At 68.7% G+C, this 21,536-nt stretch carries 22 protein-coding genes and 3 tRNA genes; 17 read left to right on the top strand and 8 right to left on the bottom strand.

The window, feature by feature from the left end; all coding sequences use genetic code 11:
• Positions 1-17: 17 nt before the first annotated feature.
• The 7 genes from BLQ39_RS09315 to BLQ39_RS09285 form a co-directional block, all read right to left on the bottom strand.
• Positions 18-473 carry an FAD synthase family protein gene (locus BLQ39_RS09315; protein WP_092323487.1) on the bottom strand — a complete coding sequence of 152 codons (456 nt, stop codon included), beginning with the start codon at positions 471-473 and terminating at the stop codon, positions 18-20.
• Positions 474-505: 32 nt separating this feature from the next.
• Entirely contained in the window at positions 506-2,053 is a 1,548-nt protein-coding gene (locus tag BLQ39_RS09310) for a sugar transferase (protein ID WP_092323485.1), read from the bottom strand.
• 404 nt (positions 2,054-2,457) lie between these two features.
• Positions 2,458-3,078 carry an acyltransferase gene (locus BLQ39_RS09305; RefSeq protein WP_092323483.1) on the bottom strand — a complete coding sequence of 207 codons (621 nt, stop codon included), beginning with the start codon at positions 3,076-3,078 and terminating at the stop codon, positions 2,458-2,460.
• A gap of 26 nt (positions 3,079-3,104) precedes the next feature.
• Positions 3,105-4,652 (bottom strand): sugar transferase, encoded by a 1,548-nt coding sequence (locus BLQ39_RS09300; RefSeq protein ID WP_092323568.1) that lies wholly within the window; start codon positions 4,650-4,652, stop codon positions 3,105-3,107.
• A 337-nt stretch (positions 4,653-4,989) separates the two neighbouring features.
• Positions 4,990-5,062: transfer RNA gene (locus BLQ39_RS09295), tRNA-Phe, on the bottom strand.
• A 68-nt stretch (positions 5,063-5,130) separates the two neighbouring features.
• A tRNA-Asp gene (locus BLQ39_RS09290) sits at positions 5,131-5,204 on the bottom strand.
• 45 nt (positions 5,205-5,249) lie between these two features.
• Positions 5,250-5,322: transfer RNA gene (locus tag BLQ39_RS09285), tRNA-Glu, on the bottom strand.
• Between the two features lie 355 nt (positions 5,323-5,677).
• Between BLQ39_RS09285 and BLQ39_RS09280 the strand changes: the two genes are divergently transcribed.
• A complete protein-coding gene (locus BLQ39_RS09280) occupies positions 5,678-6,985 on the top strand; it encodes a M23 family metallopeptidase (RefSeq protein ID WP_092323566.1) in 1,308 nt (435 codons plus the stop codon).
• Positions 6,986-7,081: 96 nt separating this feature from the next.
• Here BLQ39_RS09280 and ppa read toward each other — a convergent pair whose 3' ends face one another.
• Positions 7,082-7,573, bottom strand: a complete 492-nt coding sequence (ppa, locus tag BLQ39_RS09275) for an inorganic diphosphatase (RefSeq protein WP_092323482.1) — start codon at positions 7,571-7,573, stop codon at positions 7,082-7,084.
• A gap of 47 nt (positions 7,574-7,620) precedes the next feature.
• Here ppa and tilS point away from each other — a divergent pair, with 47 nt between their 5' ends.
• The 16 genes from tilS (at position 7,621) to cls (ending at position 21,191) form a co-directional block, all read left to right on the top strand.
• Positions 7,621-8,661, top strand: coding sequence for a tRNA lysidine(34) synthetase TilS (gene tilS / locus BLQ39_RS09270; protein WP_092323480.1), 1,041 nt, complete (start codon positions 7,621-7,623; stop codon positions 8,659-8,661).
• Entirely contained in the window at positions 8,642-9,214 is a 573-nt protein-coding gene (hpt, locus tag BLQ39_RS09265; protein ID WP_092323479.1) for a hypoxanthine phosphoribosyltransferase, read from the top strand. The genes tilS and hpt overlap by 20 nt, the downstream gene beginning before the upstream one ends.
• A gap of 73 nt (positions 9,215-9,287) precedes the next feature.
• Entirely contained in the window at positions 9,288-11,291 is a 2,004-nt protein-coding gene (ftsH, locus tag BLQ39_RS09260; RefSeq protein ID WP_092323565.1) for an ATP-dependent zinc metalloprotease FtsH, read from the top strand.
• A gap of 8 nt (positions 11,292-11,299) precedes the next feature.
• Positions 11,300-11,869 carry a GTP cyclohydrolase I FolE gene (gene folE / locus BLQ39_RS09255; protein ID WP_092323477.1) on the top strand — a complete coding sequence of 190 codons (570 nt, stop codon included), beginning with the start codon at positions 11,300-11,302 and terminating at the stop codon, positions 11,867-11,869.
• A complete protein-coding gene (gene folP / locus BLQ39_RS09250) occupies positions 11,866-12,672 on the top strand; it encodes a dihydropteroate synthase (protein ID WP_092323475.1) in 807 nt (268 codons plus the stop codon). The genes folE and folP overlap by 4 nt, the downstream gene beginning before the upstream one ends.
• Positions 12,669-13,028, top strand: a complete 360-nt coding sequence (gene folB / locus BLQ39_RS09245) for a dihydroneopterin aldolase (RefSeq protein ID WP_092323474.1) — start codon at positions 12,669-12,671, stop codon at positions 13,026-13,028. The genes folP and folB overlap by 4 nt, the downstream gene beginning before the upstream one ends.
• Entirely contained in the window at positions 13,025-13,561 is a 537-nt protein-coding gene (gene folK, locus BLQ39_RS09240) for a 2-amino-4-hydroxy-6-hydroxymethyldihydropteridine diphosphokinase (protein ID WP_092323473.1), read from the top strand. The genes folB and folK overlap by 4 nt, the downstream gene beginning before the upstream one ends.
• Complete coding sequence (locus tag BLQ39_RS09235; protein ID WP_092323472.1) at positions 13,558-14,058, top strand: DUF3180 domain-containing protein; 501 nt, start codon at positions 13,558-13,560, stop codon at positions 14,056-14,058. The genes folK and BLQ39_RS09235 overlap by 4 nt, the downstream gene beginning before the upstream one ends.
• Entirely contained in the window at positions 14,051-14,548 is a 498-nt protein-coding gene (locus BLQ39_RS09230) for a PH domain-containing protein (RefSeq protein ID WP_092323471.1), read from the top strand. Before BLQ39_RS09235 ends, BLQ39_RS09230 begins: the two co-directional genes overlap by 8 nt.
• The gene (locus BLQ39_RS09225) at positions 14,545-16,089 is read left to right on the top strand and encodes a PH domain-containing protein (protein ID WP_092323470.1); all 1,545 of its coding nucleotides are present in this window, start codon (positions 14,545-14,547) and stop codon (positions 16,087-16,089) included. The genes BLQ39_RS09230 and BLQ39_RS09225 overlap by 4 nt, the downstream gene beginning before the upstream one ends.
• The gene (locus tag BLQ39_RS15980) at positions 16,086-16,826 is read left to right on the top strand and encodes a Rossmann-like and DUF2520 domain-containing protein (RefSeq protein WP_092323469.1); all 741 of its coding nucleotides are present in this window, start codon (positions 16,086-16,088) and stop codon (positions 16,824-16,826) included. The genes BLQ39_RS09225 and BLQ39_RS15980 overlap by 4 nt, the downstream gene beginning before the upstream one ends.
• Entirely contained in the window at positions 16,823-17,701 is an 879-nt protein-coding gene (gene panC / locus BLQ39_RS15975; protein WP_198414454.1) for a pantoate--beta-alanine ligase, read from the top strand. The genes BLQ39_RS15980 and panC overlap by 4 nt, the downstream gene beginning before the upstream one ends.
• A 54-nt stretch (positions 17,702-17,755) precedes the next feature.
• The gene (lysS, locus tag BLQ39_RS09210; RefSeq protein WP_092323467.1) at positions 17,756-19,294 is read left to right on the top strand and encodes a lysine--tRNA ligase; all 1,539 of its coding nucleotides are present in this window, start codon (positions 17,756-17,758) and stop codon (positions 19,292-19,294) included.
• A 7-nt stretch (positions 19,295-19,301) separates the two neighbouring features.
• Entirely contained in the window at positions 19,302-19,445 is a 144-nt protein-coding gene (locus BLQ39_RS15845) for a hypothetical protein (RefSeq protein WP_166784453.1), read from the top strand.
• Positions 19,446-19,535: 90 nt separating this feature from the next.
• Positions 19,536-19,721 carry a hypothetical protein gene (locus BLQ39_RS09205; protein WP_092323466.1) on the top strand — a complete coding sequence of 62 codons (186 nt, stop codon included), beginning with the start codon at positions 19,536-19,538 and terminating at the stop codon, positions 19,719-19,721.
• A 6-nt stretch (positions 19,722-19,727) separates the two neighbouring features.
• Entirely contained in the window at positions 19,728-21,191 is a 1,464-nt protein-coding gene (gene cls, locus BLQ39_RS09200; protein WP_092323464.1) for a cardiolipin synthase, read from the top strand.
• Positions 21,192-21,536 lie beyond the last annotated feature (345 nt).

Raw genomic sequence — 21,536 nt, 5'->3', positions numbered from 1 at the left:
CGCCAGGGCGCCGGCTGCTAGCGCCGGCGCACCGCCTCGGCCTCGCGCGGGGGCGCCGACAACGCGTCGAGCGCGTGGCGGAGCGCGGTGCTCGAGGTGCTCATCGTGTAGGGGAAGTAGACCACCTCGACACCCACCTCGGCGAACGCTTGCTCGAGGCGCAGCCCCCGTTCGGTTCCCTTCCAGTCGTCTCCCTTGAAGTAGATATCGAAGTGCACCGATCGCCAGGTGTCCAGCTTGTCCAGAAAGGTTTCCTCCACGGCCTCATCAACAAACGAGACGTGGCGCACGATTTCCAGCCGCTCCGAGAGGGGGACAATCGGGCGCCGGCCTTTGACGAGCTCGAGAAGTTCATCGGACACGACTCCCGCGATGAGGTAGTCGCACTGGCTCTTTGCATGCTTGAGGATGTTCAGGTGGCCGACATGGAACAGGTCGAAGGCGCCGCCGGCGTAGCCGATTCGATGTGACATGTGTGCTCCTTGGGATCGGGTGAGGGGCATGATCAGTACGCCCCCGTCGGGCGGAGGACGACCTTGACGGTGCGCCACAGGATGAGCAGGTCTCCGGGGAGGGACCAGTTTTCGACGTAGAACAGGTCGAGCCGTACGCTCTCGTCCCAGGACAGGTCCGAGCGGCCGTTGACCTGCCACATGCCGGTCAGCCCCGGTTTGATGTAGAGACGCCGATGTACATGTCGCTCGTAGCACTCCACCTCGGTCGGCAGCGGCGGGCGCGGGCCCACCAGGCTCATGTCCCCGACGAAGACGTTCCAGAGCTGGGGCAATTCGTCGAGGGAGTACTTGCGGATCACGCGCCCCACCCGGGTGATCCTCGGGTCATGGCGGATCTTGAACAGCGCACCGGATGCTTCGTTCAGTTCGCGGAGGCCGGCCAGGTCATCCTCCGCGGTCCGGACCATCGAGCGGAACTTGACCATGGTGAACGTGCGCCCGTTGCGGCCACAGCGCTCCTGCAGGAACAGCGCGGGACCCGGGCTTTCGACTCTGACCAGGATGCCGATCGCCAGGAGCAGGGGCAACAGCACGAGGAGCCCCAGTCCGGAGGCCACCAGGTCGAGCATTCGCTTGAGTGCGTGCCTGGCGCCATCGAAGTGCGGGATCTCCACGTGGATCAACGGCAGGCCTTCAACCGGACGAAAATGGATGCGGGGTCCGGCGACATCCGTCAACCGGCTCGACAGCACCAGCTCGGCCGAGGTGCCTTCCAGGTCCCAGGCGAGGTTGCGGATGTACTGGCTTCCGCCCTCGGGGGCTCCGGCCACGATCACGCTGTCGACACCCATGCTCGCCGCCGCGCTCGCGACCCGGCTCAAGTCGGCGACGACGGGCACCTCGTGCTGCCCGGCCATCACCGCGGGGCCGCCGTCGCTCTCCAGCGCCGCACCCACCACGCAGTAGGCCGCGCCGGACTTGGCGTCGATCTGGCCGATCACGTAGTCAACGTCCTCGCGTTTGCCGACCACGATGACCCGCGAGAGATAGTGTCCGAAGAGCCGTTGGTGCAGCAGCCATTTTCGCCACAGCCAGCGTTCGAGCGTGAGGGCGGCCAGGCCGAGGGGCAGGGCGACGAGGAAGTAATCGCGCGCGGAGTGGACCTGGAAGAGCAGGAAGCCGATCGCGAGCAGCCCGAAGGCCAGTGCGCTCGCGTTGATCACCCGCTTGTACTCGGTGGCGCCGACCCCCACGACTCGCGAGTCCCTGGTGTGGAACGTGCCGAGGGTGAGGATCCAGGTGGCGATGATGAGCAGGGAGACTCCCCAGTACTCGGCGTGCTGACCGAGGTCGGCCGCGGAAGCACCCTCGGAGCCCAGGTGCGCAGCCAGCCCCGTTGCGACGGCGGCCGCGATGACCCCGGCGTCGGTCAGGAGGAGCGTGGTCCGGTATCGCCTGGCCCAGGCCAGTCCGGAGGAGTGCGTGTCGACGCTGCGGGCCGGATTCGGAGGCGCCTCGGTGTCCACGAGCCGCAGTCGCGGGATGTGCCAGGCCGGCGCCGCGGTGATGAACGGAAGCCGGGGCCTCGGGTCGGTCATCGCGCCCTCACCGTCCCCGCCGCGAGGCGCAGCGAGGCGCGGTGGGTGCCGGAGCGGGTGCTCCCGCCCGGGCGGGGGCTGGATCCACGGGGTCGACGAAGAGTCGACGCATAAGCGACGTATTCACGGGCATTCCCTGCATTTCGGGTTTACAGGTCAGTGTCTTGTTGTGCAGATCTGATGAATTCTCACCTCTGTACACGGCGAACATACCCCGATCCGGGGGCCCGGCGCTGTAACCCCTACGGGGGCCATGGCGGAGGAGCCCCCGGAGCGTGGGTGCACACCCCGTTCGGGGGGCGCGACGGGTGTGCCCCTGTGCGCGCAGCAGGTCGTGACCGCCTGGCCGCCTGGCCGCCGATTGAGATCCGGGTGGTGGTCGTCATTGCGCCCTCGCCCGGTGCTCAGGTATGACTGAGCACCCCGTTGTTCTCCACGTACCGTTCTCCGGTGGCGGGGCAGACGTACGTCCCGTCGCCTGCGTCCTGCAAGCGGGCGCCGCTGCGGCCGACCCAGCCGATGCGCCGGGCGGGAACCCCGGCAACGAGCGCGTAGTCGGGCACGTCCCGTGTCACCACCGCGCCGGCGGCCACCATCGCCCACCGCCCGATGGTGAGGGGCGCGACGCAGACCGCACGGGCGCCGATGGAGGCACCCGTGCGCACGGTCACGCCGACCATTTCCCAATCGACGGCGGCCTTCTGGGTGCCGTCGATGTTGACAGCGCGGGGGAAAAGGTCGTTTGTGAACACGGCAGCCGGGCCGATGAAGACCCCGTCCTCGATGAGCGCCGGCTCATAGACGAGCGCGTAATTCTGCACCTTGCAGTTCTTGCCGAGGATGACTCCCGGCCCGACGTAGGCGCCTCGCCCGAGGATGCAGCCCGGGCCGAGTCGAGCGTACTCGCGGACCTGCGCGAGGTGCCAGATCACGGTGTCGGGTTCGATGATCGCGCTGGGGTCGACGTCGGCCGTCGCCGCGATCCGTGGCGGATGGCCGGGGCCCTGTGCCGGGGACGCTGCCATCCCCGGACCGGCAGTCAGATTGCTCATCAGTACGCCCCCACGGGATGGATGACGACCTTGAAGGTGCGCCAGATGATCATCAGGTCGCCCGCGAGCGACCAGTTCTCGACGTAATAGAGGTCGAGTCGGACGCTCTCCTCCCAGCTGAGGTCGGAGCGGCCGTTGACCTGCCACATTCCGGTGAGCCCCGGCTTGATGTAGAGGCGGCGGTGAACGTGGTTCTCGTAGCCGCGTACCTCGGCGGGCAACGGCGGGCGCGGGCCGACCAGGCTCATGTCGCCGACGAGCACGTTCCACAGCTGGGGAAGCTCGTCGAGTGAGTACTTGCGCAGCACCCGGCCCACCCTGGTCACGCGCGGGTCGTCCTTGATCTTGAACAACAGTCCGGAGCCCTGGTTGAGATCCCGAAGCACCGACAGGTGGTCTTCGGCATTGGGCACCATCGACCGGAATTTGAGCATCGGAAAGGTGCGGCCGTTACGCCCGACCCTTTCCTGGCGGAAGATGACCGCCCCGGGGCTCTCTGCCCGAATCGCGATCGCCACCGCGGCCAGAAGGGGCATCAACAGCACGATCGCCACGCCGCAGACGGCAACGTCGAGGGCGCGCTTGAGGACGTGCTTTCCCCCTTCGAACTGGGGGATCTCAACGTGGATCAGCGGCAGGCCTTCGACGGGGCGGAAGTGGATGCGGGGGCCGGCAACATCCGTCAGCCGGCTCGAGAGCACCAGCTCGGCGGATGTCCCCTCCAGCTCCCAGCCCAGGTTGCGGATGTAGTGGCTCCCACCCTGGGGGTGTCCGGCCACGATGACCGTGTCGACCCCCATGGCCGCCGCGGCTTCGGCCACGTGATCGAGGTCGGCAACGACCGGCACCTCATGGTCGCCGGCGTTGACGGTTCCCCCGGTGCCCTCCTCGAGCGCGGCGCCCACGACGTGATACGCGGCGCCGGATTTCTCATCGATCTGATTGGCCACGTACTCCACGTCATCGCGTTTGCCGACGACGATCACCCGGGCCAGATAGTGGCCGAAGTGCCGCTGGTGGAGAAGCCATTTGCGCCAGAGCCAGCGCTCAAGCAGGAGTCCGACGACGCCCAGGGGCAGGGCCAGGATGAAGAAACCGCGGGCTATATCGACCTGGAACACGAGAAAGGCGATGGCGAGCATCCCGAAGGTGAGCGCGCTCGCGTTGGCGACCTGCTTGTATTCCGAGGCCCCGATCCCCACGACCCGGGAATCCCGGGTGTGGAACGCAGCGAGCGTGGCGACCCAGGTGGCCGCGATCAGGAGGGCCACCGCCCAGTAGTCCGCGCGGAGGCTTCCGATGGAAGCCTGGGCGCCCTCGACACCGAAGCGTGCGACCAGGGCCACCGAAACGGCCACCACAATGATGCCGACGTCCGTCACACGAAGCCTGGCCCGGTACTGCCTGGCCCAGCGGAGTCCGGAGGCCTGGGCGTACGCGGACGGCCGGGGCGTGAGCTCGGTGGCGGGGTCGACGAGCCTCAGCTTCGGGCGACGCCCGAGGGGCAGAGGGCCGATCAGCGGCAGGCGCGGCGTCGGATTCGTCATCGCGCACTCACCGCCCGGGGGCGGTCGGGTGCGCACGGTCGACGGAGGGGTCGACGAATTGTGGGTGGAGTCATCGGTCATTCCCTGCAGTTCGGGTTACAGGTTCAGGTTCAGGTGCGGGTGTGCGGGACCTCGCGGTCCATCGGGCGAGAGCTTCGGGGGCTCACGCCGGAAGCAGCCGGGGAACATGACGGAATCTCAGCTACTCACGTGGCGAACATACCCCGAATCCGCGGGGACGTGCTGTAGCCACTTCGGGGGCGAGTCTCGCCCGGACCGGAGCCGCCGCGGGCACAAAAAAGGCCACCCCCGAGTAGAAGCCTGGGAGTGGCCTTCGTGGCCCCGACCGGCGTCGATCCGGTGACCTTTCGATTTTCAGTCGAACGCTCTACCAACTGAGCTACAGGGCCAGAAAGAGACCTCGAGAGGTGACTTTCTAAGGCAAAAGCCCTTCCTTTCGAAAGGGCTTGTTGCTTTGCGACCCTGACCGGACTTGAACCGGCGACCTCCGCCGTGACAGGGCGGCGCGCTAACCAACTGCGCTACAGGGCCTCGCTATGAGAACCATTTTATAGTGTATTTCTATTTTCAATTGTGTAGCCCCAACGGGATTCGAACCCGTGTTAACGCCGTGAAAGGGCGCCGTCCTAGGCCGCTAAACGATGGGGCCGTGTCGTCACGAACCGCATGACTTCCGACGAGTAAGCATACGTTCCGGATGCTCGTTTGCCCAAATCGAGTCGCACACGGCGCGCCGCGCTTCCCACCGCGCCCGCGAATGGTCGCGGTTTCGCCGGTTCCGCGGGTTAGATTCGGGTCCGGCACCCGGTCCGGCGCCGGGCTGGGTACCGGACGCGGGACCGTTTTGTTACTGTGAACGGAGTTAACACAGTGACGTATGTGATTTGTGAGCGGTTGATCGGGGAATTATGAAGCGCACGGGAACTGCGATCGAGTCCGGGCCCGCGGCGCGCCTGATCGGCCGCCGAAGCGCAGCGTGGGCCGGGGTGACCAGGCGCCGCATCATGACCGTCATCGGATTCACCGCCGCACTGGTCATGGCCGTGACCCTCGCCAGCCCGGTCGCTCCGGCCCAGGCCGCCAAGTACCCGAGCTGGCAGGACCTGCAGAACGCGAAATCGAATACCTCCGCCGCGCGGGCCCAGGTGGCCGAGATCAGGAGCCTCATTGCCGGCCTGCAGACGCAGGTCGCGGAGACCCGGGCGGCATCCGATGCGCGTGCGGCCGAACTCGAAGTCGCGCAGGACGACCTGGACGAGGCCACGCGTCGCGCCGAGTCCCTCCAGGCGCAGGCCGACGAGAGCAAGAAGACTGCGGATGCCGCGACCCGGCAGGCCGGCCAGCTGGCCGCCCAGCTCTACCGAACCGGCGGCACCGACCTCAGCGTGAACCTGTTCCTCGACGGCGAGACATCCGGTAAAGGCGCTGACGAGCTGCTGTCGAAGCTGGGCAGCATGAGCAAACTGGTCGAGCGCAGTGCGGATATTTACGATCAGGCCCAGACCGCCAAGAACACGGCCCAGGCGCTGGGGGACCAGGCGAAGGTCGCCAAGACCGAGCGGGAGAAGCTCCGCCGAGCCGCCGAGGACGCCCTCATCGCAGCCCAGGCCGCGGCGGACGCCGCGGCGGGTGCGCTGGCAGAATCCGAGGACAAGGGCGTTGAACTCGCCGCGCAGCTGACGTTCATGCAGGACACGGAAGCCAAGACCGCCGAGGGCTACCGGGCCGGCGTCGCCGAGCGCAAGCGCCTGGCCGCGATCGAGGCCGCGCGGGTCGCCGCGGCGGCGCGCGCTGCCGCTGCCAGGGCCGCCGCGGCGCGGGCGGCCGCGGCTGCTGCGGCAGCTGCAGCCGGCGGAGGCGGCGGTTCAACCGGCGGTGGCGGCGGAGGCGGCGGAGACTGGGTTTCGCCCGCATACGGTCGGATCACCGCCGGGTACGGGCCGCGCCCGAGGATCTGCAGCAGCGGAGGGTGCAGTTCCAGCTACCACTCTGGCACCGACCTGGGCACGGGCTGCTACGCTCCGATTTCCGCCGCGCACTCGGGCCGGGTCATGTACGCCGGCCGGCTCGGCACCTACGGGAACTACGTGCTCATCGACCACGGCGGCGGCGTCTCGACCGGCTACGCGCACATCCGCGACGGCGGAATCTTCGTCCGCAACGGCCAGCGGGTCGGAACGGGACAAGCAATCGCGAGCACGGGAAGCACGGGGGCGTCCACCGCCTGCCACCTGCACTTCGAGGTGCGCGTCAACGGCGGCCGCATCAACCCCGTGCCGTTCATGGGCGCCCGCGGCGCCTGGCTCGGCTGACCTGACGCGCAGGTTGAGTTGCGGACAAAGACCCTTCAATTTCCGAACGAAGGTACTTTCTCCGCAACTCAGCCCGAGGCGCGATGGTGAGAGGGGTTAGTGCCCCTCGGCGGCAAGCTTCGCGATGCCGTCGATCACGATCTGCTCGGCCTCGGCCGCGTCGCCCCAGCCCTCGGTCTTGACCCACTTGTTCGGTTCGAGGTCCTTGTAGTGCTCGAAGAAGTGCTCGATTTCCTTGCGGGTGTACTCCGGGATGTCGGTGACGTCCTGGATGTGCGCCCAGCGCGGGTCGCCGGCGGGGACGGCGATGACCTTGGCGTCGGAACCGCCGTCATCGGTCATGTTGAACACACCGACGGGCCGAACCGACACTCCGACGCCGGGGAACAGCGGGTAGTCGAGGAGCACGAGCACGTCGACGGGGTCGCCGTCAAGGCCGAGCGTGTTCTCGAAGTAGCCGTAGTCGGTGGGGTACATGAAGCTCGTGTAGAGCACCCGGTCCAGGTACACGCGCCCGGTCTGGTGGTCAACCTCGTACTTGTTTCGGCTCCCGCGGGGGATTTCGATGACTGCGTCGTATTCGGCCATGGCCTGATATCTCCTCGGTGGTCTAAGTCTGCGGATAACGTTACTGGATGGAGTCTGCACAGCGCCCGCGGTTGTCCCCGGCGATCGCCGATGTGCGCCGAGCGGTACGCGGCCTGCTTCCAGCGGACGGGCTGGTGCTGGTGGGGCTGAGCGGCGGCGCGGATTCCCTCGCCCTCGCCGCGGCCACGGCCTTCGAGGCGCCCCGTGCGGGCCCCGGCGCCGGCGCAGTCATCGTGGACCACGGCTTGCAGCACGGGTCGGCGGAGGTGGCGGAGGCCGCGGCGCGCCAGGCCCGGGAACTCGGCCTCGGCCCGGTGCTCGTGCTGCCGGTGACGGTCCAGGCCGAGGGTGCGGGGGAGGGGCCGGAGGCTGCGGCGCGCTCGGCCCGGTACGCCGCCTTCGACCGGGCGCTCGCGGAGACCGGTGCACGCCACATCCTGCTCGGGCACACCCTCGACGACCAGGCCGAGACCGTGCTGCTCGGGCTCGCCCGGGGATCGGGTCCGACGAGCCTCTCGGGCATGGCCGCGCAGAACGGCCCGTACCTGCGTCCCCTGCTCGGCATCCGTCGCCGGCAAACCCGCCAGGCCTGCCTCGACGCGGGCCTCGTCCCCTGGGAAGACCCGCACAATTCCGATCCGCGCTACGGGCGCGTTCGCGTGCGCGACACGGTGCTGCCGATCCTCGAACGCGAGCTGGGTCCCGGGGTCGCAGGCGCCCTCGCCCGGACGGCCGATCAGCTCCGGGAAGACGCCGAGGCCCTCGACGCGCTCGTGCGTGAACTCGCCCCGGAGATCTGCGAACCGGCCGAGGCCGGGATCGCGATCTCGGTGGCCGCGCTCGCGGCGAACCCGCCCGCCCTGCGGCAGCGGATCATTCGCTTCGTGGCCGAAAGCGAGTTCGGCGTCTCCCTCGAACGTGTCCACACGCTGGCCGTCGCCCGCCTGGTGACCGACTGGCACGGGCAGGGGGCGCTCGACCTGCCAGGCGTTAGAGTTGTCAGGCAGCACGGCTGGCTGATTCTCAGCAGACCCGGACACGCTCACAGCAAAGGACCTTCTCGCTCCCATGGAACCTCGCGACATTGATGGCGACCTCACCGAAATCCTGATCGAGGAGGAGCAGATCCGCGATCGACTCGCCGAGCTCTCCCGGCGGATCGAGGATGACTACGCGGGCAAGGACCTGCTGCTCGTCGGAGTCCTCAAGGGCGCCGTGATGGTCATGGCCGACCTGGCCAGGGAACTCAAGCACCCCATCGCGATGGACTGGATGGCGGTCAGCTCCTACGGCTCCGGCACCGCGTCCAGCGGGGTAGTGCGCATCCTCAAGGACCTGGACACCGACCTGACCGGGCGCCACGTGCTCATCGTCGAGGACATCATTGACTCGGGGCTCACCCTGTCCTGGTTGCTGGCCAACCTGAATTCCCGCGGTCCGGCATCCGTTGAAATCTGCGCCCTGCTCCGCAAGCCCGAGGCCGCGCGGGTCGAGATCGACGTGAAATACGTGGGTTTCGAGATCCCGAACCAGTTTGTCGTCGGCTATGGCCTCGACTACGCGGAGAAGTACCGCAACCTGCGTTCGGTCGGCGTGCTGGCCAGCCACGTGTATGCCCCGGTGGAGCCGGCCACCGCCTGAAGCGACCGATCAGTTCACCTTTAGGCGAACACACGGCCTTTGCCCAGTGCGTGCGCGATAGCCTGTGAGCATCATGAACGTCAAGAAGCTTCTGCGCGGGCCCATTCTCTACATCGTCCTGGCGGTTATCGCCGTCTGGGTCGGGTCGAGCCTGATCACCATGTCCGGATTCCGCGAGGTCTCGACCCAGGAGGGACTCGAGTTCCTGAAGGACGGGAAGGTCGCCGAGGCGAAGATCGTCGACGGCGAGCAGCGGGTCGACCTCACCCTCACCGAGGCCGACGGGGAGCTGGGCAAGGAAGTCCAGTTCTACTACGTCGCCCCGCGTGGCGAGGAAGTCGTGGCGGCGGTGACCGAGGCGAACCCCAAGAAGGGCTTCACCGACGAGGTGCCGCAGCCGAACTGGTTCCTCTCCATGCTCGGCTTCCTGCTGCCCCTGCTCCTGATCGGCGCGTTCTTCTGGCTGATGCTGTCCGGAATGCAGGGCGGCGGCAACAAGATCATGCAGTTCGGAAAATCCAAGGCCAAACTCGTCTCCAAGGAGAGCCCGCAGGTCACCTTCGCGGATGTCGCGGGAGCCGACGAGGCAATCGAGGAACTCGAGGAGATCAAGGACTTCCTCAAGGAGCCCGCGAAGTTCCAGGCCGTGGGCGCGCGAATTCCGAAGGGCGTGCTGCTCTATGGCCCTCCCGGCACCGGTAAGACGCTGCTCGCCCGAGCCGTCGCCGGCGAGGCCGGCGTGCCGTTCTACTCCATCTCGGGTTCCGACTTCGTCGAAATGTTCGTCGGCGTCGGCGCGAGCCGTGTTCGCGACCTGTTCCAGCAGGCCAAGGAGAACGCCCCCGCGATCATCTTCATCGACGAGATCGACGCCGTCGGCCGCCACCGCGGCGCCGGCATGGGCGGCGGACACGACGAACGCGAACAGACTCTCAACCAGTTGCTGGTCGAGATGGACGGCTTCGACGTCAAGGCCAACGTCATCCTGATCGCGGCGACGAACCGCCCGGACATCCTCGACCCCGCGCTGCTGCGCCCGGGCCGCTTCGACCGCCAGATCGGTGTCGACGCCCCCGACATGCTCGGCCGCAAGCACATCCTCGAAGTGCACGCCAAGGGCAAGCCGATGGCTGCCGGCGTCGACCTCGAGGTGCTCGCCCGCAAGACGCCCGGCTTCACGGGCGCCGACCTGGCCAACGTGCTCAACGAGGCCGCGCTGCTCACCGCGCGCTCCAACGCCCAGCTGATCGACAACCGCGCCCTCGACGAAGCCGTCGACCGGGTGATGGCCGGTCCGCAGCGCCGCAGTCGCGTGATGCGCGACAAGGAAAAGCTGATCACGGCCTACCACGAGGGCGGCCACGCGCTCGTGGCGACCGCGATGCGCAACACCGACCCGGTCACCAAGATCACCATCCTGCCGCGCGGCCGGGCCCTCGGCTACACGATGGTCATGCCCACCGAAGACCGCTATTCCGTCACCCGCAACGAACTGCTCGACCAGCTGGCCTACGCCATGGGCGGTCGCGTCGCCGAGGAGATCATCTTCCACGACCCCACCTCCGGCGCCTCCAACGACATCGAGAAGGCCACGGCCACCGCCCGCAAGATGGTCACCGAGTTCGGGATGAGCGCGGCCGTCGGCCCGATCAAGCTCGGCCAGGGCTCCGGCGAGGTCTTCCTCGGCCGTGACATGGGTCACGGGCGCGACTACTCCGAACGGATGGCCGAGCGCGTCGACGACGAGGTGCGCCAGCTGATCGAGGACTCGCACGACGAGGCCTACGAGGTGCTGGTCACCAACCGCGACATTCTCGACAAGCTGGCCGCCGAGCTGCTCGAGCACGAAACGCTCGACCAGACCGCCCTCGCCGCGATCTTCGCGAACGTCGTCAAGCTGCCGCCGCGCCCGCAGTGGCTCTCCAGCGACAAGCGCCCCGTCTCCGATCGGCCGCCGATCGCGATGCCCGCACCGAAGGTTGCCCTCGAGGGCGCCGCGGCGTCGACGGACGCCGGCGAAGGCTCGGGCAAACCCAGGCGCGAGCCCACCCGCGCACCGCGCCCCGCGACCGCCTAGGCCGCCCTGTGGCAGTGGACAAGGCGCGCATCGAGGCCGCCGTCGCCGAGATCCTCGCTGCCATCGGAGAGGATCCGGCCCGGCCGGGCCTGGAAACGACCCCGCGGCGGGTCGCGGAGGCCTATGCCGAGCTCTTCGCCGGGCTGGAGCAGGACCCGCTGGCGCCCCTGCGGGACACCATCCCGGTCGGACCGGACACGGGGGAGCTTGTGCTCCTGCGCAATATCTCGTTCCGTTCCACCTGCGAGCACCACCTGCTTCCGTTCATCGGCACGGCCCACCTGGCTTACCTGCCGAGCGACCGCGTGGTCGGCCTCGGCCGGCTGCCCGCCGTCGTCGAGATCCTCGCGGCGCGCCCCCAGGTGCAGGAACGGCTGACCGAGGAGATCGCGGAGGCGCTGCAGGCCGGCCTGCGGCCCCGGGGAATCCTCGTCGTCCTCGATGCCGTCCACGGCTGCGTGAGCGCCAGGGGCCAGCGGCAGGTCAGCAGCTCGACCGTCACGATGGCATCCCGAGGCGAACTCACCGACCCGGTGGCCCGTGCCGAAATCATCGCGCTGATCGGAGCCGGAGGGTGACTCTGGTCATGGGGGTGCTCAACGTCACACCGGATTCCTTCAGCGACGGGGGCAGGTGGTCGAGCACGGACGCCGCCATCCGGCACGCCCTGACCCTCCAGGGCCAGGGCGCGGACATCATTGACGTCGGTGGTGAGTCCACCCGGCCCGGTGCGACCCGGGTGTCGCCCGCCGAGGAACAATCCCGGGTGATCCCGGTCATCACCGAGCTCACCCGTGCCGGAATCACGGTGAGCGTCGACACACTGAACTCGGAAACAGCCCTCGCCGCCGCGACGGCCGGCGCGAGCATCATCAACGACGTGTCCGGCGGCCTCGCCGACCCGGAGATGGCGTCCGTCGCGGCTCGCACGGGGTTGCGCTTCGTGGCGATGCACTGGCGGGGGCACGCCCACGAGATGGAGGCGCTGGCCTCCTACACGAACGTCGTCACCGACGTGCGGGACGAACTCGCAGAGCGGGTCGGCGCGCTCGTGCGAGCCGGCGTGGCCCGGGAGCGCATCCTGCTCGACCCCGGCCTCGGTTTCTCCAAGCGGCCCGAACACAACTGGCAGGTCCTCGCCCACCTCGCCGCTTTCGACGAGCTCGGCCTTCCGGTGCTCATCGGCGCCTCACGAAAGCGGTTCCTCGCCACGGCGCTCCCGGCCGACGCGCCCGTCCTCGCCCGCGACCTGCCGACCGCCGTGGTCAGCGTGCTGGCGGCCCAGGCCGGGGCGTGGGGGGTTCGCGTGCACGACGTTGCCGGCACGCGGGCGGCCTTGAACGTGCTCGCCCTCGCCGGTTCCGACAGAATGGTCCCATGAGCACCGACTCGATCATTCTCACCGGGCTGCGAGTCAACGCACACCACGGCGTCTACGAGTTCGAGAAGGAGAAAGGCCAGGATTTCGTCATCGACGTCACGGTCTGGCTGGACCTCGCCCGGGTGGGCGACGACGTCAGCCAGACGATCCACTATGGCGAGCTGGCCGTCGAGGTCACCGAAGCCGCCACACGCGACCCGGTCGACTTGATCGAAACCGTCGCCGAGCGGATCGCCGCCGTGGTGCTCGCCCACGAGGCGGCCGAGCGGGTGCAGGTGACGGTGCACAAGCCCGACGCGCCGATCTCGGTGCCGTTCACGGACGTCGCGGTGCGCATCGAGAGAACGCGCTCATGACCCCCGCGCCCGACGCGCCGGTATCCGTCGTGCTCGCCCTCGGCAGCAATCTCGGCGACCGCGCCGCGATCCTGGTCGACGCGGCGAGGGCCATCGCCGACCTCGAGAGGCTCGAAGTGGCCGGCGTCTCACCGGTCTTCGAGAGCGCCGCCGTGAAGCCGGACGGGGTGGACCCCGCCGCGCCGCCGTACCTCAACGCGGTGGTCACCGCACGCTACACCGGCGACCCGCACGAGCTGCTTGACGCGATCAACGGCATCGAGGACGCCCATGGCCGGGTGCGCACCGAGCGGTGGGGGGACCGCACCCTGGACATCGACATCATTGTCTTCGGCGAGCTGGAACTCTCCGACGACCGGCTCACGATTCCTCACCCCCGGGCCTGGCAGCGCGACTTCGTGCTCGCGCCGTGGCTTGCGCTCGACCCTGACGCCGCCATCCCGGGCCGCGGCCGCGTCGACGAGCTGCTCGCGGCGGCCGCGAGCAGCGTGCGTCGGCAGGGTAGCGCGCCGGGCCTGGACGGCCGGCCATGAAACGCAGTAGTCCCACCCCGCTGATCGCCCTCTGGCTGCTCGGCAGTGTCGTCGGCTTCCTCCTGGAAGTCACCGCGGCGGCATCCGGGGCGCCCATCCTCCTGCCGCCCCCGTCGATGGCCGCCACCCTCGCGGTGATCGGCATCATCGTGGTCGTGCTCGCCTGGCCGATCCGCCAGGCGACGAAAGCGACGAAAGCGACGAAGGGTACCGTGAAGCGCCGCGTCGACCCCTTCAGGGCCATGCGGGTCGCGGTGCTCGCCAAGTCCTCCAGCTTCAGCGGCTCGCTCTTCCTCGGCGGCGGCCTCGGAGTCCTCTTGTACGTCCTTACCCGCACGGTGGTGCCGAACCTGTCCTCGCTGTGGCTCGCAATCGGCACGACAGTCGGTGCGGCCATTCTGCTCGCCGGCGGTCTCGTCGCCGAACACTTCTGCACCCTCCCGCCGGACAAACCGGAAGACGAGCGGCAGGAAGAGGCCGGAGGGCTCCATGCCTGACCAGTCCGGGCGCCTCGACCTGGCCGCCGGCGCCGGCTGGCAGCGCGTCTCCCCCCGCTATGTGGTGGTGGAGATCGTCGGCACGATCGTCGGCGGACTCCTCGCCTGCGCCGCGGCGGCTGCGCTCTGGCTGATGTTCGAGTTTCAGTGGGCGTTGTACGCGGGTGCCGGCGTGGCCGTGATCGCCCTGGTGACCCTGATCCTCGAGCCGCGCCGGGTCCGATCCATCGGCTACCAGCTGCGTCAGGACGACCTCCTGTTCCGCCGCGGCATCATGTTCCAGCGATTCGTGGCCGTGCCGTACGGTCGGATGCAGCTGGTCGACATCACGCGCGGCCCGGTCGCCCGCTGGCTGGGCCTGGCCGATCTCAAACTCGTGACCGCGGCGGCGACAACCGGCGTCGCGATCCCCGGCCTCACCGAGGAAGACGCGGAGAGCCTCCGCGATCGGCTCGTCGACCTGGCCGAAAGCCGCCGGGCCGGACTGTGAGCTCGCTGGCCGACGGCGAGTGGCATCGACTCCACCCGGCGACTCCGCTCCTCCGCGGGGGCATCTTCGTTTTCGCGGCCATCGGATTCATCCTGGCGAACCTGCGCGAACGCGTACTCGACGTCGTCTTCGGCATCCCGGTCGGCAGCGCCGATCCGCTGGAGGAGATCTACCGCCGCGGGTCGGTCGGCTGGGCCCTGCTCGCCGTGGCCGGCGCTCTCGTCGTCATCCTGATCGCGTTCTCGCTCAGTTGGCGGGCGCACACCTTCCGGGTGAACGACGAGATCGTCGAGGTGCGCAGCGGGATCGTCTTCCGGAGCAACCGCAAGGCGCGGCTCGACCGGATCCAGGGCGTCAACATCGAACGCCCCCTCATCCCGCGGCTGTTCGGCGCCGCCAAGCTCGAAGTGAGCGTCGCCGGGCAGGACGCCAATGTCCCGCTGGCGTACCTCGGCTCGGCCCGGGCGGACGAGCTCCGCCGCGACATCCTGCGCCTCGCGTCCGGCGCCCGCCGACCCGCCGCGGAGTCCGTCGAGCCTGCTCGGGAGCCGGGCGAGGGCCCCTCGGAACCCGGGGTGACGGTGGGCGGCTTCGCCCGCGACCGCGTCGTCGAGTTCCTGGCGCCGGAGCTCGACCCGGATGCCGCCCCGCCGGAGTCCGTCGTGCGGATCCCTCCCGCCAGGCTGTTCGGATCGATCGTGCTCAGCGGCTTCACCGTCTTCCTCCTCGTCGGGGTCATCGCGCTCGCGGTCGGCGGCGCAATCGGCAGCAGCGGGTGGCTGCCGATCGCGATCGTTCCCGCCCTGATCGGCAGCGCGGGGTACTTCCTCTCCCGGCTGACCAGGTCGCTGCGCTTCAGCATCGCGGGCACCCCGGACGGCGTGCGGGTGGGCTTCGGCCTCCTCTCCACGAGCAACGAGACCCTTCCGCCGGGTCGGGTCCACGCGATCGGGATCTCGCAGCCGCTGCTCTGGCGGCCCTTCGGCTGGTGGCAGGTGCGGATCAACAAGGCCGGCCGTTCCGTGAGCCAGGGCGCTGCCGGCGAGGCCGGCACCACGGTGCTGCCGGTCGGCACCGCAGCCGACGTCGCCAGGGTGCTCGAACTCATCCTTCCCGGGTACACCGGCGAGGAGCAGGGCGCCGTGATCGAGAGCGGGATGCACTCGAGGGGCGGCAGCGACGGCTTCATCAATGCCCCGCGGCGCGCCGCCTGGCTGCGGCCGTTCTCCTGGCGGCGCACCGGGTACACGCTCTCCGCCGGCGCAGTGGTGCTCCGCCGCGGGATCGTCTCCCGCGAACTCATCCTCGTCCCGCTGGCCCGGCTGCAGAGCGTGCGCATCGACCAGGGACCGGTGAGGCGGATGCTCGGCCTCGCGTCCGCACGCCTGCACACCGTGGCCGGCCCCGTGTCGGCATCCCTCGCCGTCGTCGATGCCGAGGAGGCGGTGCGTCTGTTCGAGGCGGTCGCGGCGGGCGCGGTCAGCTGCGCCACCTCCGACACCAGCCATCGCTGGAACCACCCGACAGGAGTCTTCGAATGACCCAACGCCCCGGACGACTCGGAGTCGGCATCATCGGCGCCGGCCGCGTCGGCCCCATCCTCGGCGCGGCCCTGGCCGGCGCCGGCCATGCCATCGTCGGCATTTCCGCCATCTCGCAGGAGAGCCGCGACCGGGCGGAAGCGATTCTCCCGCTCGTGCCGATCCTGACCGTGCCGCAGATCGTCGAGCGCAGCGAGCTCGTGATCATCGCCGTGCCGGACGCCCAGCTCGAAAGCCTCATCGCGGGCCTCGCGGCCACGGACACCTGGCAGCCGGGGCAGCTCGTGCTGCACACCTCGGCGCGATTCGGCACGGCCGTCCTCGCCCCTGCCCGGGCGGGCGGCGCCATCCCGCTGGCGATCCACCCGGCCATGACCTTCACCGGAACGAGCATCGACATCGCGCGCCTGGCCGACAGCTACTTCGCCGTGACGGCCCCGACTCCGGTGCTGCCGATCGCGCAGGCGCTCGTCGTGGAGATGGGCGGCGAACCCGTGGTCGTCTCCGAAGGGGACCGGCCGAGCTACGCCGAGGCGGTGGAGACCGCGACCGCGTTCTCGACCGCGATCGTCGAGCAGGCTACGCGCATACTGGAGGGGATCGGAATCGAACGGCCGGGCGCGGTCATCGCACCGCTCGTTCGGTCCGCCATCGAGAATGCGCTGGCGCGCACGAGCCCCGACACCCTCGACCTGTCCGATTTCAGCCCCGATCCGAACTACCCGGAGGACGAGTGAGCCTGCCCATACCAGAGGTGATCGGCACGATCGCCGAGCTCCGCGACCGACTCAGCCTCACGACGCAGAACTTCGCCGTGGCCGGAGCCGATACCCGGGTGGTGCTGGTGCCGACCATGGGCGCCCTGCACGCCGGCCACCTGGCCCTCGCCCGTCGGGCCCGCGAACTGGGCGACACTGTGGTCGTATCGGTCTTCGTAAACCCGCTGCAGTTCGGTGCCGGCGAAGACCTCGACCAGTATCCGCGCACGCTCGACGCGGACGTGTCAGCCCTGGCCGAGCTGGGGGTGCCCTACGTGTTCGCTCCGACCGCGCAGGAGATGTACCCGGACGGCGCGGCCGAGACGCGGGTGGGCGCCGGGCCCGTCGGGTCGCTCTACGAGGGCGCCGCACGGCCGGGACACTTCGACGGGATGCTCACGGTCGTCGCCAAGCTGATCAACATCGTCGATCCCGACGCCGTCGTGTTCGGGCAGAAGGACGCGCAGCAGGTTCACCTGATCGAACGGATGGTCGCCGAGCTCAACTTCCGGGCGTCCGTCGATGTGGTGCCGACGGTGCGTGAGGAGGGCGGCCTGGCTCTCTCCAGCCGCAATCAGTACCTCGACCCCGTGCAGCGGGAGAGCGCCCGCTCGCTCTCGGCCGGCCTCGCCGCGGCGGCATCCGTCGCCTCCCAGGGCGCCCCGGCCGCGCTCGCCGCCGCGCACGCGGTCATCGACGCCCAACCACTCGTTAAGCTTGACTATCTCGTTGTCGTGCACCCGCAGACCTTCCTTCCGGTCGACGACGACTACCGCGGGCCGGCCAGGATGCTGGTTGCCGCGCTGGTCGGCACCACCAGGCTCATCGACAACGTCCCCCTCGACATCACCTAACCAACCACTGCCGACCGGCCGGGCCCCGCCCGTGCCGCAGGCCGACGGAGAACCATGAGCGAGCACCACGACGCAGCCCCTGCGGTCAGCACCGACGAGATCACCGACGAGATCACCGACGAAATCACCGAGCAGAAGGCCGTGCGCCTGGCCAAGCGCGAGCGGTTGAACGCCGCCGCGACGGGCCCCGGCGGCGGCGCGTACCCGGTCTCGGTGCCCGTGACCGACACCATCCCGGCCGTGCGCGCGCGCTACGGCGAGCTCGAAGCGGATGCCACAACCGGCGTCACGGTCGGCCTCGCCGGCCGGATCGTGCACCTGCGCAACACCGGCAAGCTGTGCTTCGCGAGCCTGCAGGCCGGCGACGGCAGCCGGATCCAGGCCATGGTGTCGCTCGGCGAGGTGGGGGAGGCCTCGCTGGCCGACTGGAAGGACCTCGTCGACCTGGGCGACCACGTCTTCGTCTCCGGCGAGGTGATCTCCTCCCGCCGCGGCGAGCTGTCGATCATGGTCACCGAGTGGCAGGTCGCGGCCAAGGCCGTGCTGCCGTTGCCGAACCTGCACAGCGAGCTGAGCGAGGAGACCCGGGTGCGCAGCCGCTACCTCGACCTCATCGCCAGGGAGCAGGCCCGCCGCAACGTGGTGCAGCGCTCGCAGGCCGTGGCCAGCCTCCGGGCGACGTTCACCGCGCGCGACTTCATCGAGATCGAGACGCCGATGCTGCAGGTCATGCACGGCGGAGCATCCGCCCGCCCGTTCGCCACCCACAGCAACGCGTTCGACACCGAGTTGTTCCTGCGCATCGCGCCGGAGCTCTTCCTCAAGCGCGCCGTCGTCGGCGGTATCGACCGCGTCTACGAAATCAACCGCAACTTCCGCAACGAGGGCGCCGACTCCACGCACTCGCCGGAGTTCTCGATGCTCGAGGCGTACGAGGCGTACGGCGACTACAACTCGATCGCGGACCTGACGCAGACCCTGATCCAGGATGCCGCGTTCGCGATCTCCGGTTCGCACGTCGTGACCTGGGCCGACGGCACCGAGTTCGACCTCGGCGGCGACTGGGACCGGATCAGCATGTACGACAGCCTCTCCGCAGCGGTGGGTGTCGCGATCTCCCCGGAGACGTCGATCGCCCAGCTCAAGGCCCTCGCCGACCGCGAGGGTGTCGACATTGACCACCCCATCCACGGCAAGTACGTCGAGGAGATGTGGGAGCACTTCGTCAAGGGCGGGCTCACCCGCCCCACGTTCGTGATGGACTTCCCCGTCGACACGAGCCCGCTGGTGCGCGGCCACCGCAGCATCGCCGGAGTCGTGGAGAAGTGGGACCTGTACGTGCGCGGCTTCGAGCTGGCAACCGGCTACTCCGAGCTCGTCGACCCGGTCGTGCAGCGGGAGCGATTCGTCGAGCAGACCAGGCTGGCCGCCGGCGGCGACCCCGAAGCGATGCGCCTCGACGAGGAGTTCCTGCGCGCGCTGGAATACGGCATGCCCCCGACCGGCGGTATGGGGATGGGCATCGACCGGCTGCTGATGGCCCTGACCGGCCTCGGCATCCGGGAGACAATCCTGTTCCCGCTAGTGAAGTGAGATTCTGATGAGCTATCTGCCCAAGGACGAGCTGAAGCCGGAAGACGGCAAAAAGGGGCCGTCGACGAACCGGATCATCGTCTGGGTGGTCGTCAGCGGCGTCGGCCTCTACCTGATCGTTTCCGGCGTCTACGGGATCCTGACCAAGTAACGACGACACCCCGCGAACCCGCAGTTGTGCGCGTTATAGCGACGTTTTAGCGCGCACAACTGCGTTTTCGCGGGGTACCCTAGGAGGACTATGGATGATTTCTGGGCCAACGCACTGGGGTCGCTCGCGCCCACCGTTTTGATCGGACTCGTTTTCTGGTTCGTGATGCGCGCCATCATCCATGCCGACCGCACCGAACGGAAGGCCTACGCGCAGATCGAAGCCGAAGAGCGCGCCAAACTCGGCCTCGCCTCGCACGACAAACCCGCCAACTAGGCCCGCATGCCCGACATCAACGGCACGACAATCATCGTCGCGCTGGCCGTGCTCGTGGACTTCGTCATCCGCGTCATCGCCATCATCGTCGTGCCCCGCAATCGCCGGCCCACCTCGGGCATGGCCTGGCTGCTCGCCATCTTCTTCCTCCCCTACATCGGCATTCTGCTCTTCCTCCTGATCGGCTACCGCACCCTGCCCAGGCGGCGCCTGGCCATGCAGGCGGAAATCAACCAGTTCATCATCGACAGCACCGACGGCATGGAACTGGTGCGGCGCGACCATGTGTGGCCGACCTGGCTGGAATCCGTTGTCGAGCTGAACCGCAACCTGGGCGCCATGCCGCTCGTCGGAGACAACACCGCCCGGCTGCTCGGCGACTACGAGGCCACATTCGCCGCGATGGTCAGCGACATCGACAAGGCCCGCAAGTACGTCAACGTCGAGTTCTACATCCTCGCCCTCGATCCCACCACCGCGCCGTTCTTCGACTCGCTCAAGCGGGCCGTCGACCGGGGCGTCACCGTGCGCGTGCTGATGGACCACATCCAATCCAAGCGCCAGGTCGGCTACAAGGAAACCATCCGCTGGCTGACCGAGGCCGGTGTCGAATGGGAGCTGATGCTGCCGCTGCAGCCGCTCAAGGGGAAGTGGCAGCGGCCCGACCTGCGCAACCACCGCAAGCTGCTGATCGTGGACGGCACGGTCGGGTTCATGGGATCGCAGAACATCATCGACCGCACCTACAACGCGCCCCGGAACATCCGACGCGGGCTCAAATGGAAAGACCTGATGACCCGGCTTGAGGGGCCGATCGTCGCCGGGCTCAACGCGATCTTCATCACCGACTGGTACAGCGAAACGAACGACCTGCTGACCCGGGAAATCCACCCGGTGCGGCAGCAACCGCTGTCCCAGGCGCTGGACTGCCAGCTCGTGCCCAGCGGGCCCGGCTTCGTGCGCGAGAACAACCTCCGGCTGTTCCTGGCCCTGCTCTACTACGCACAGGAACGCATCATCATCACCAGCCCGTACTTCGTGCCGGACGAGTCGATCATGTACGCGATCACGACGGCCACGCAGCGGGGCCTGCATGTCGAGCTGTTCGTCTCCGAGATCGGCGACCAGGCGCTCGTCCACCACGCCCAGCGCTCGTACTACGAGGAGTTGCTGCGCGCCGGAGTGCACGTCTACCTCTACAAGGCGCCCTACGTGCTGCACGCCAAGCACTTCACGATCGACGACGACGTCGCGGTGATCGGGTCCAGCAACATGGACATGCGATCGTTCAGCCTCAACTTCGAGATCTCGCTCATGGTGCGCGGCAAGTCGTTCGTTCAGGAAATGCGCTCCGTGGAAGACGGCTACCGGGCCGACAGCCGCGAACTCACCCTTGAGGAGTGGATGCGGCAGCCGCTGCGCTCCACCGTGCTCGACAATCTCGCCCGGCTGACCTCCGCCGTCCAGTAGCGGGCGGAGGTTCAGCCGCGGGTGTCGGGCAGGACCGACGCCGCCGTGGGTGTCGAGGAGCTGGTAGGCCGTGCGTGCCTGGACCAGCGCATCCGACTGGGCGATGGGAATGGTGCGGTCGACCTCCGGGATCCTCTCGGCCAGCGTGAAACCTTGCGCGACGAGTTGCTTCTTGACCGCGCCCAGGACGGGCGCCAGCTGGATGCCCACTTCGCCGGTCTCCCCGATCACCAGGGCAGCCGGCTCGTCACCTTGCAGTGCCGCTACGAGCTGGCTGTGGCTGACCCGCAGCGCCTCCTCCCAGACCTGCGCAAAGGCTTCCGAGATGACGACCTTTTCGGCCGC

Source organism: Cryobacterium psychrotolerans (assembly GCF_900101115.1).
Lineage (GTDB): Bacteria > Actinomycetota > Actinomycetes > Actinomycetales > Microbacteriaceae > Cryobacterium > Cryobacterium psychrotolerans.
This window is presented reverse-complemented; position numbering and strand designations above follow the sequence as displayed.

Bases quoted from the DNA above. Each gene is read 5' to 3' on its own strand.
- folK (WP_092323473.1), top strand. From the start codon at position 13,025: ATGACCCCCGCGCCCGACGCGCCGGTATCCGTCGTGCTCGCCCTCGGC.
- folB (WP_092323474.1), top strand. From the start codon at position 12,669: ATGAGCACCGACTCGATCATTCTCACCGGGCTGCGAGTCAACGCACAC.
- hpt (WP_092323479.1), top strand. From the start codon at position 8,642: ATGGAACCTCGCGACATTGATGGCGACCTCACCGAAATCCTGATCGAG.
- BLQ39_RS15980 (WP_092323469.1), top strand. From the start codon at position 16,086: ATGACCCAACGCCCCGGACGACTCGGAGTCGGCATCATCGGCGCCGGC.
- BLQ39_RS09315 (WP_092323487.1), bottom strand. From the start codon at position 473: ATGTCACATCGAATCGGCTACGCCGGCGGCGCCTTCGACCTGTTCCAT.
- BLQ39_RS09230 (WP_092323471.1), top strand. From the start codon at position 14,051: ATGCCTGACCAGTCCGGGCGCCTCGACCTGGCCGCCGGCGCCGGCTGG.
- BLQ39_RS09280 (WP_092323566.1), top strand. From the start codon at position 5,678: ATGACCGTCATCGGATTCACCGCCGCACTGGTCATGGCCGTGACCCTC.
- ftsH (WP_092323565.1), top strand. From the start codon at position 9,288: ATGAACGTCAAGAAGCTTCTGCGCGGGCCCATTCTCTACATCGTCCTG.
- tilS (WP_092323480.1), top strand. From the start codon at position 7,621: ATGGAGTCTGCACAGCGCCCGCGGTTGTCCCCGGCGATCGCCGATGTG.
- BLQ39_RS09300 (WP_092323568.1), bottom strand. From the start codon at position 4,652: ATGACGAATCCGACGCCGCGCCTGCCGCTGATCGGCCCTCTGCCCCTC.
- BLQ39_RS09305 (WP_092323483.1), bottom strand. From the start codon at position 3,078: ATGGCAGCGTCCCCGGCACAGGGCCCCGGCCATCCGCCACGGATCGCG.
- BLQ39_RS09205 (WP_092323466.1), top strand. From the start codon at position 19,536: ATGGATGATTTCTGGGCCAACGCACTGGGGTCGCTCGCGCCCACCGTT.
- BLQ39_RS09235 (WP_092323472.1), top strand. From the start codon at position 13,558: ATGAAACGCAGTAGTCCCACCCCGCTGATCGCCCTCTGGCTGCTCGGC.
- cls (WP_092323464.1), top strand. From the start codon at position 19,728: ATGCCCGACATCAACGGCACGACAATCATCGTCGCGCTGGCCGTGCTC.
- BLQ39_RS15845 (WP_166784453.1), top strand. From the start codon at position 19,302: ATGAGCTATCTGCCCAAGGACGAGCTGAAGCCGGAAGACGGCAAAAAG.
- BLQ39_RS09310 (WP_092323485.1), bottom strand. From the start codon at position 2,053: ATGACCGACCCGAGGCCCCGGCTTCCGTTCATCACCGCGGCGCCGGCC.
- ppa (WP_092323482.1), bottom strand. From the start codon at position 7,573: ATGGCCGAATACGACGCAGTCATCGAAATCCCCCGCGGGAGCCGAAAC.
- lysS (WP_092323467.1), top strand. From the start codon at position 17,756: ATGAGCGAGCACCACGACGCAGCCCCTGCGGTCAGCACCGACGAGATC.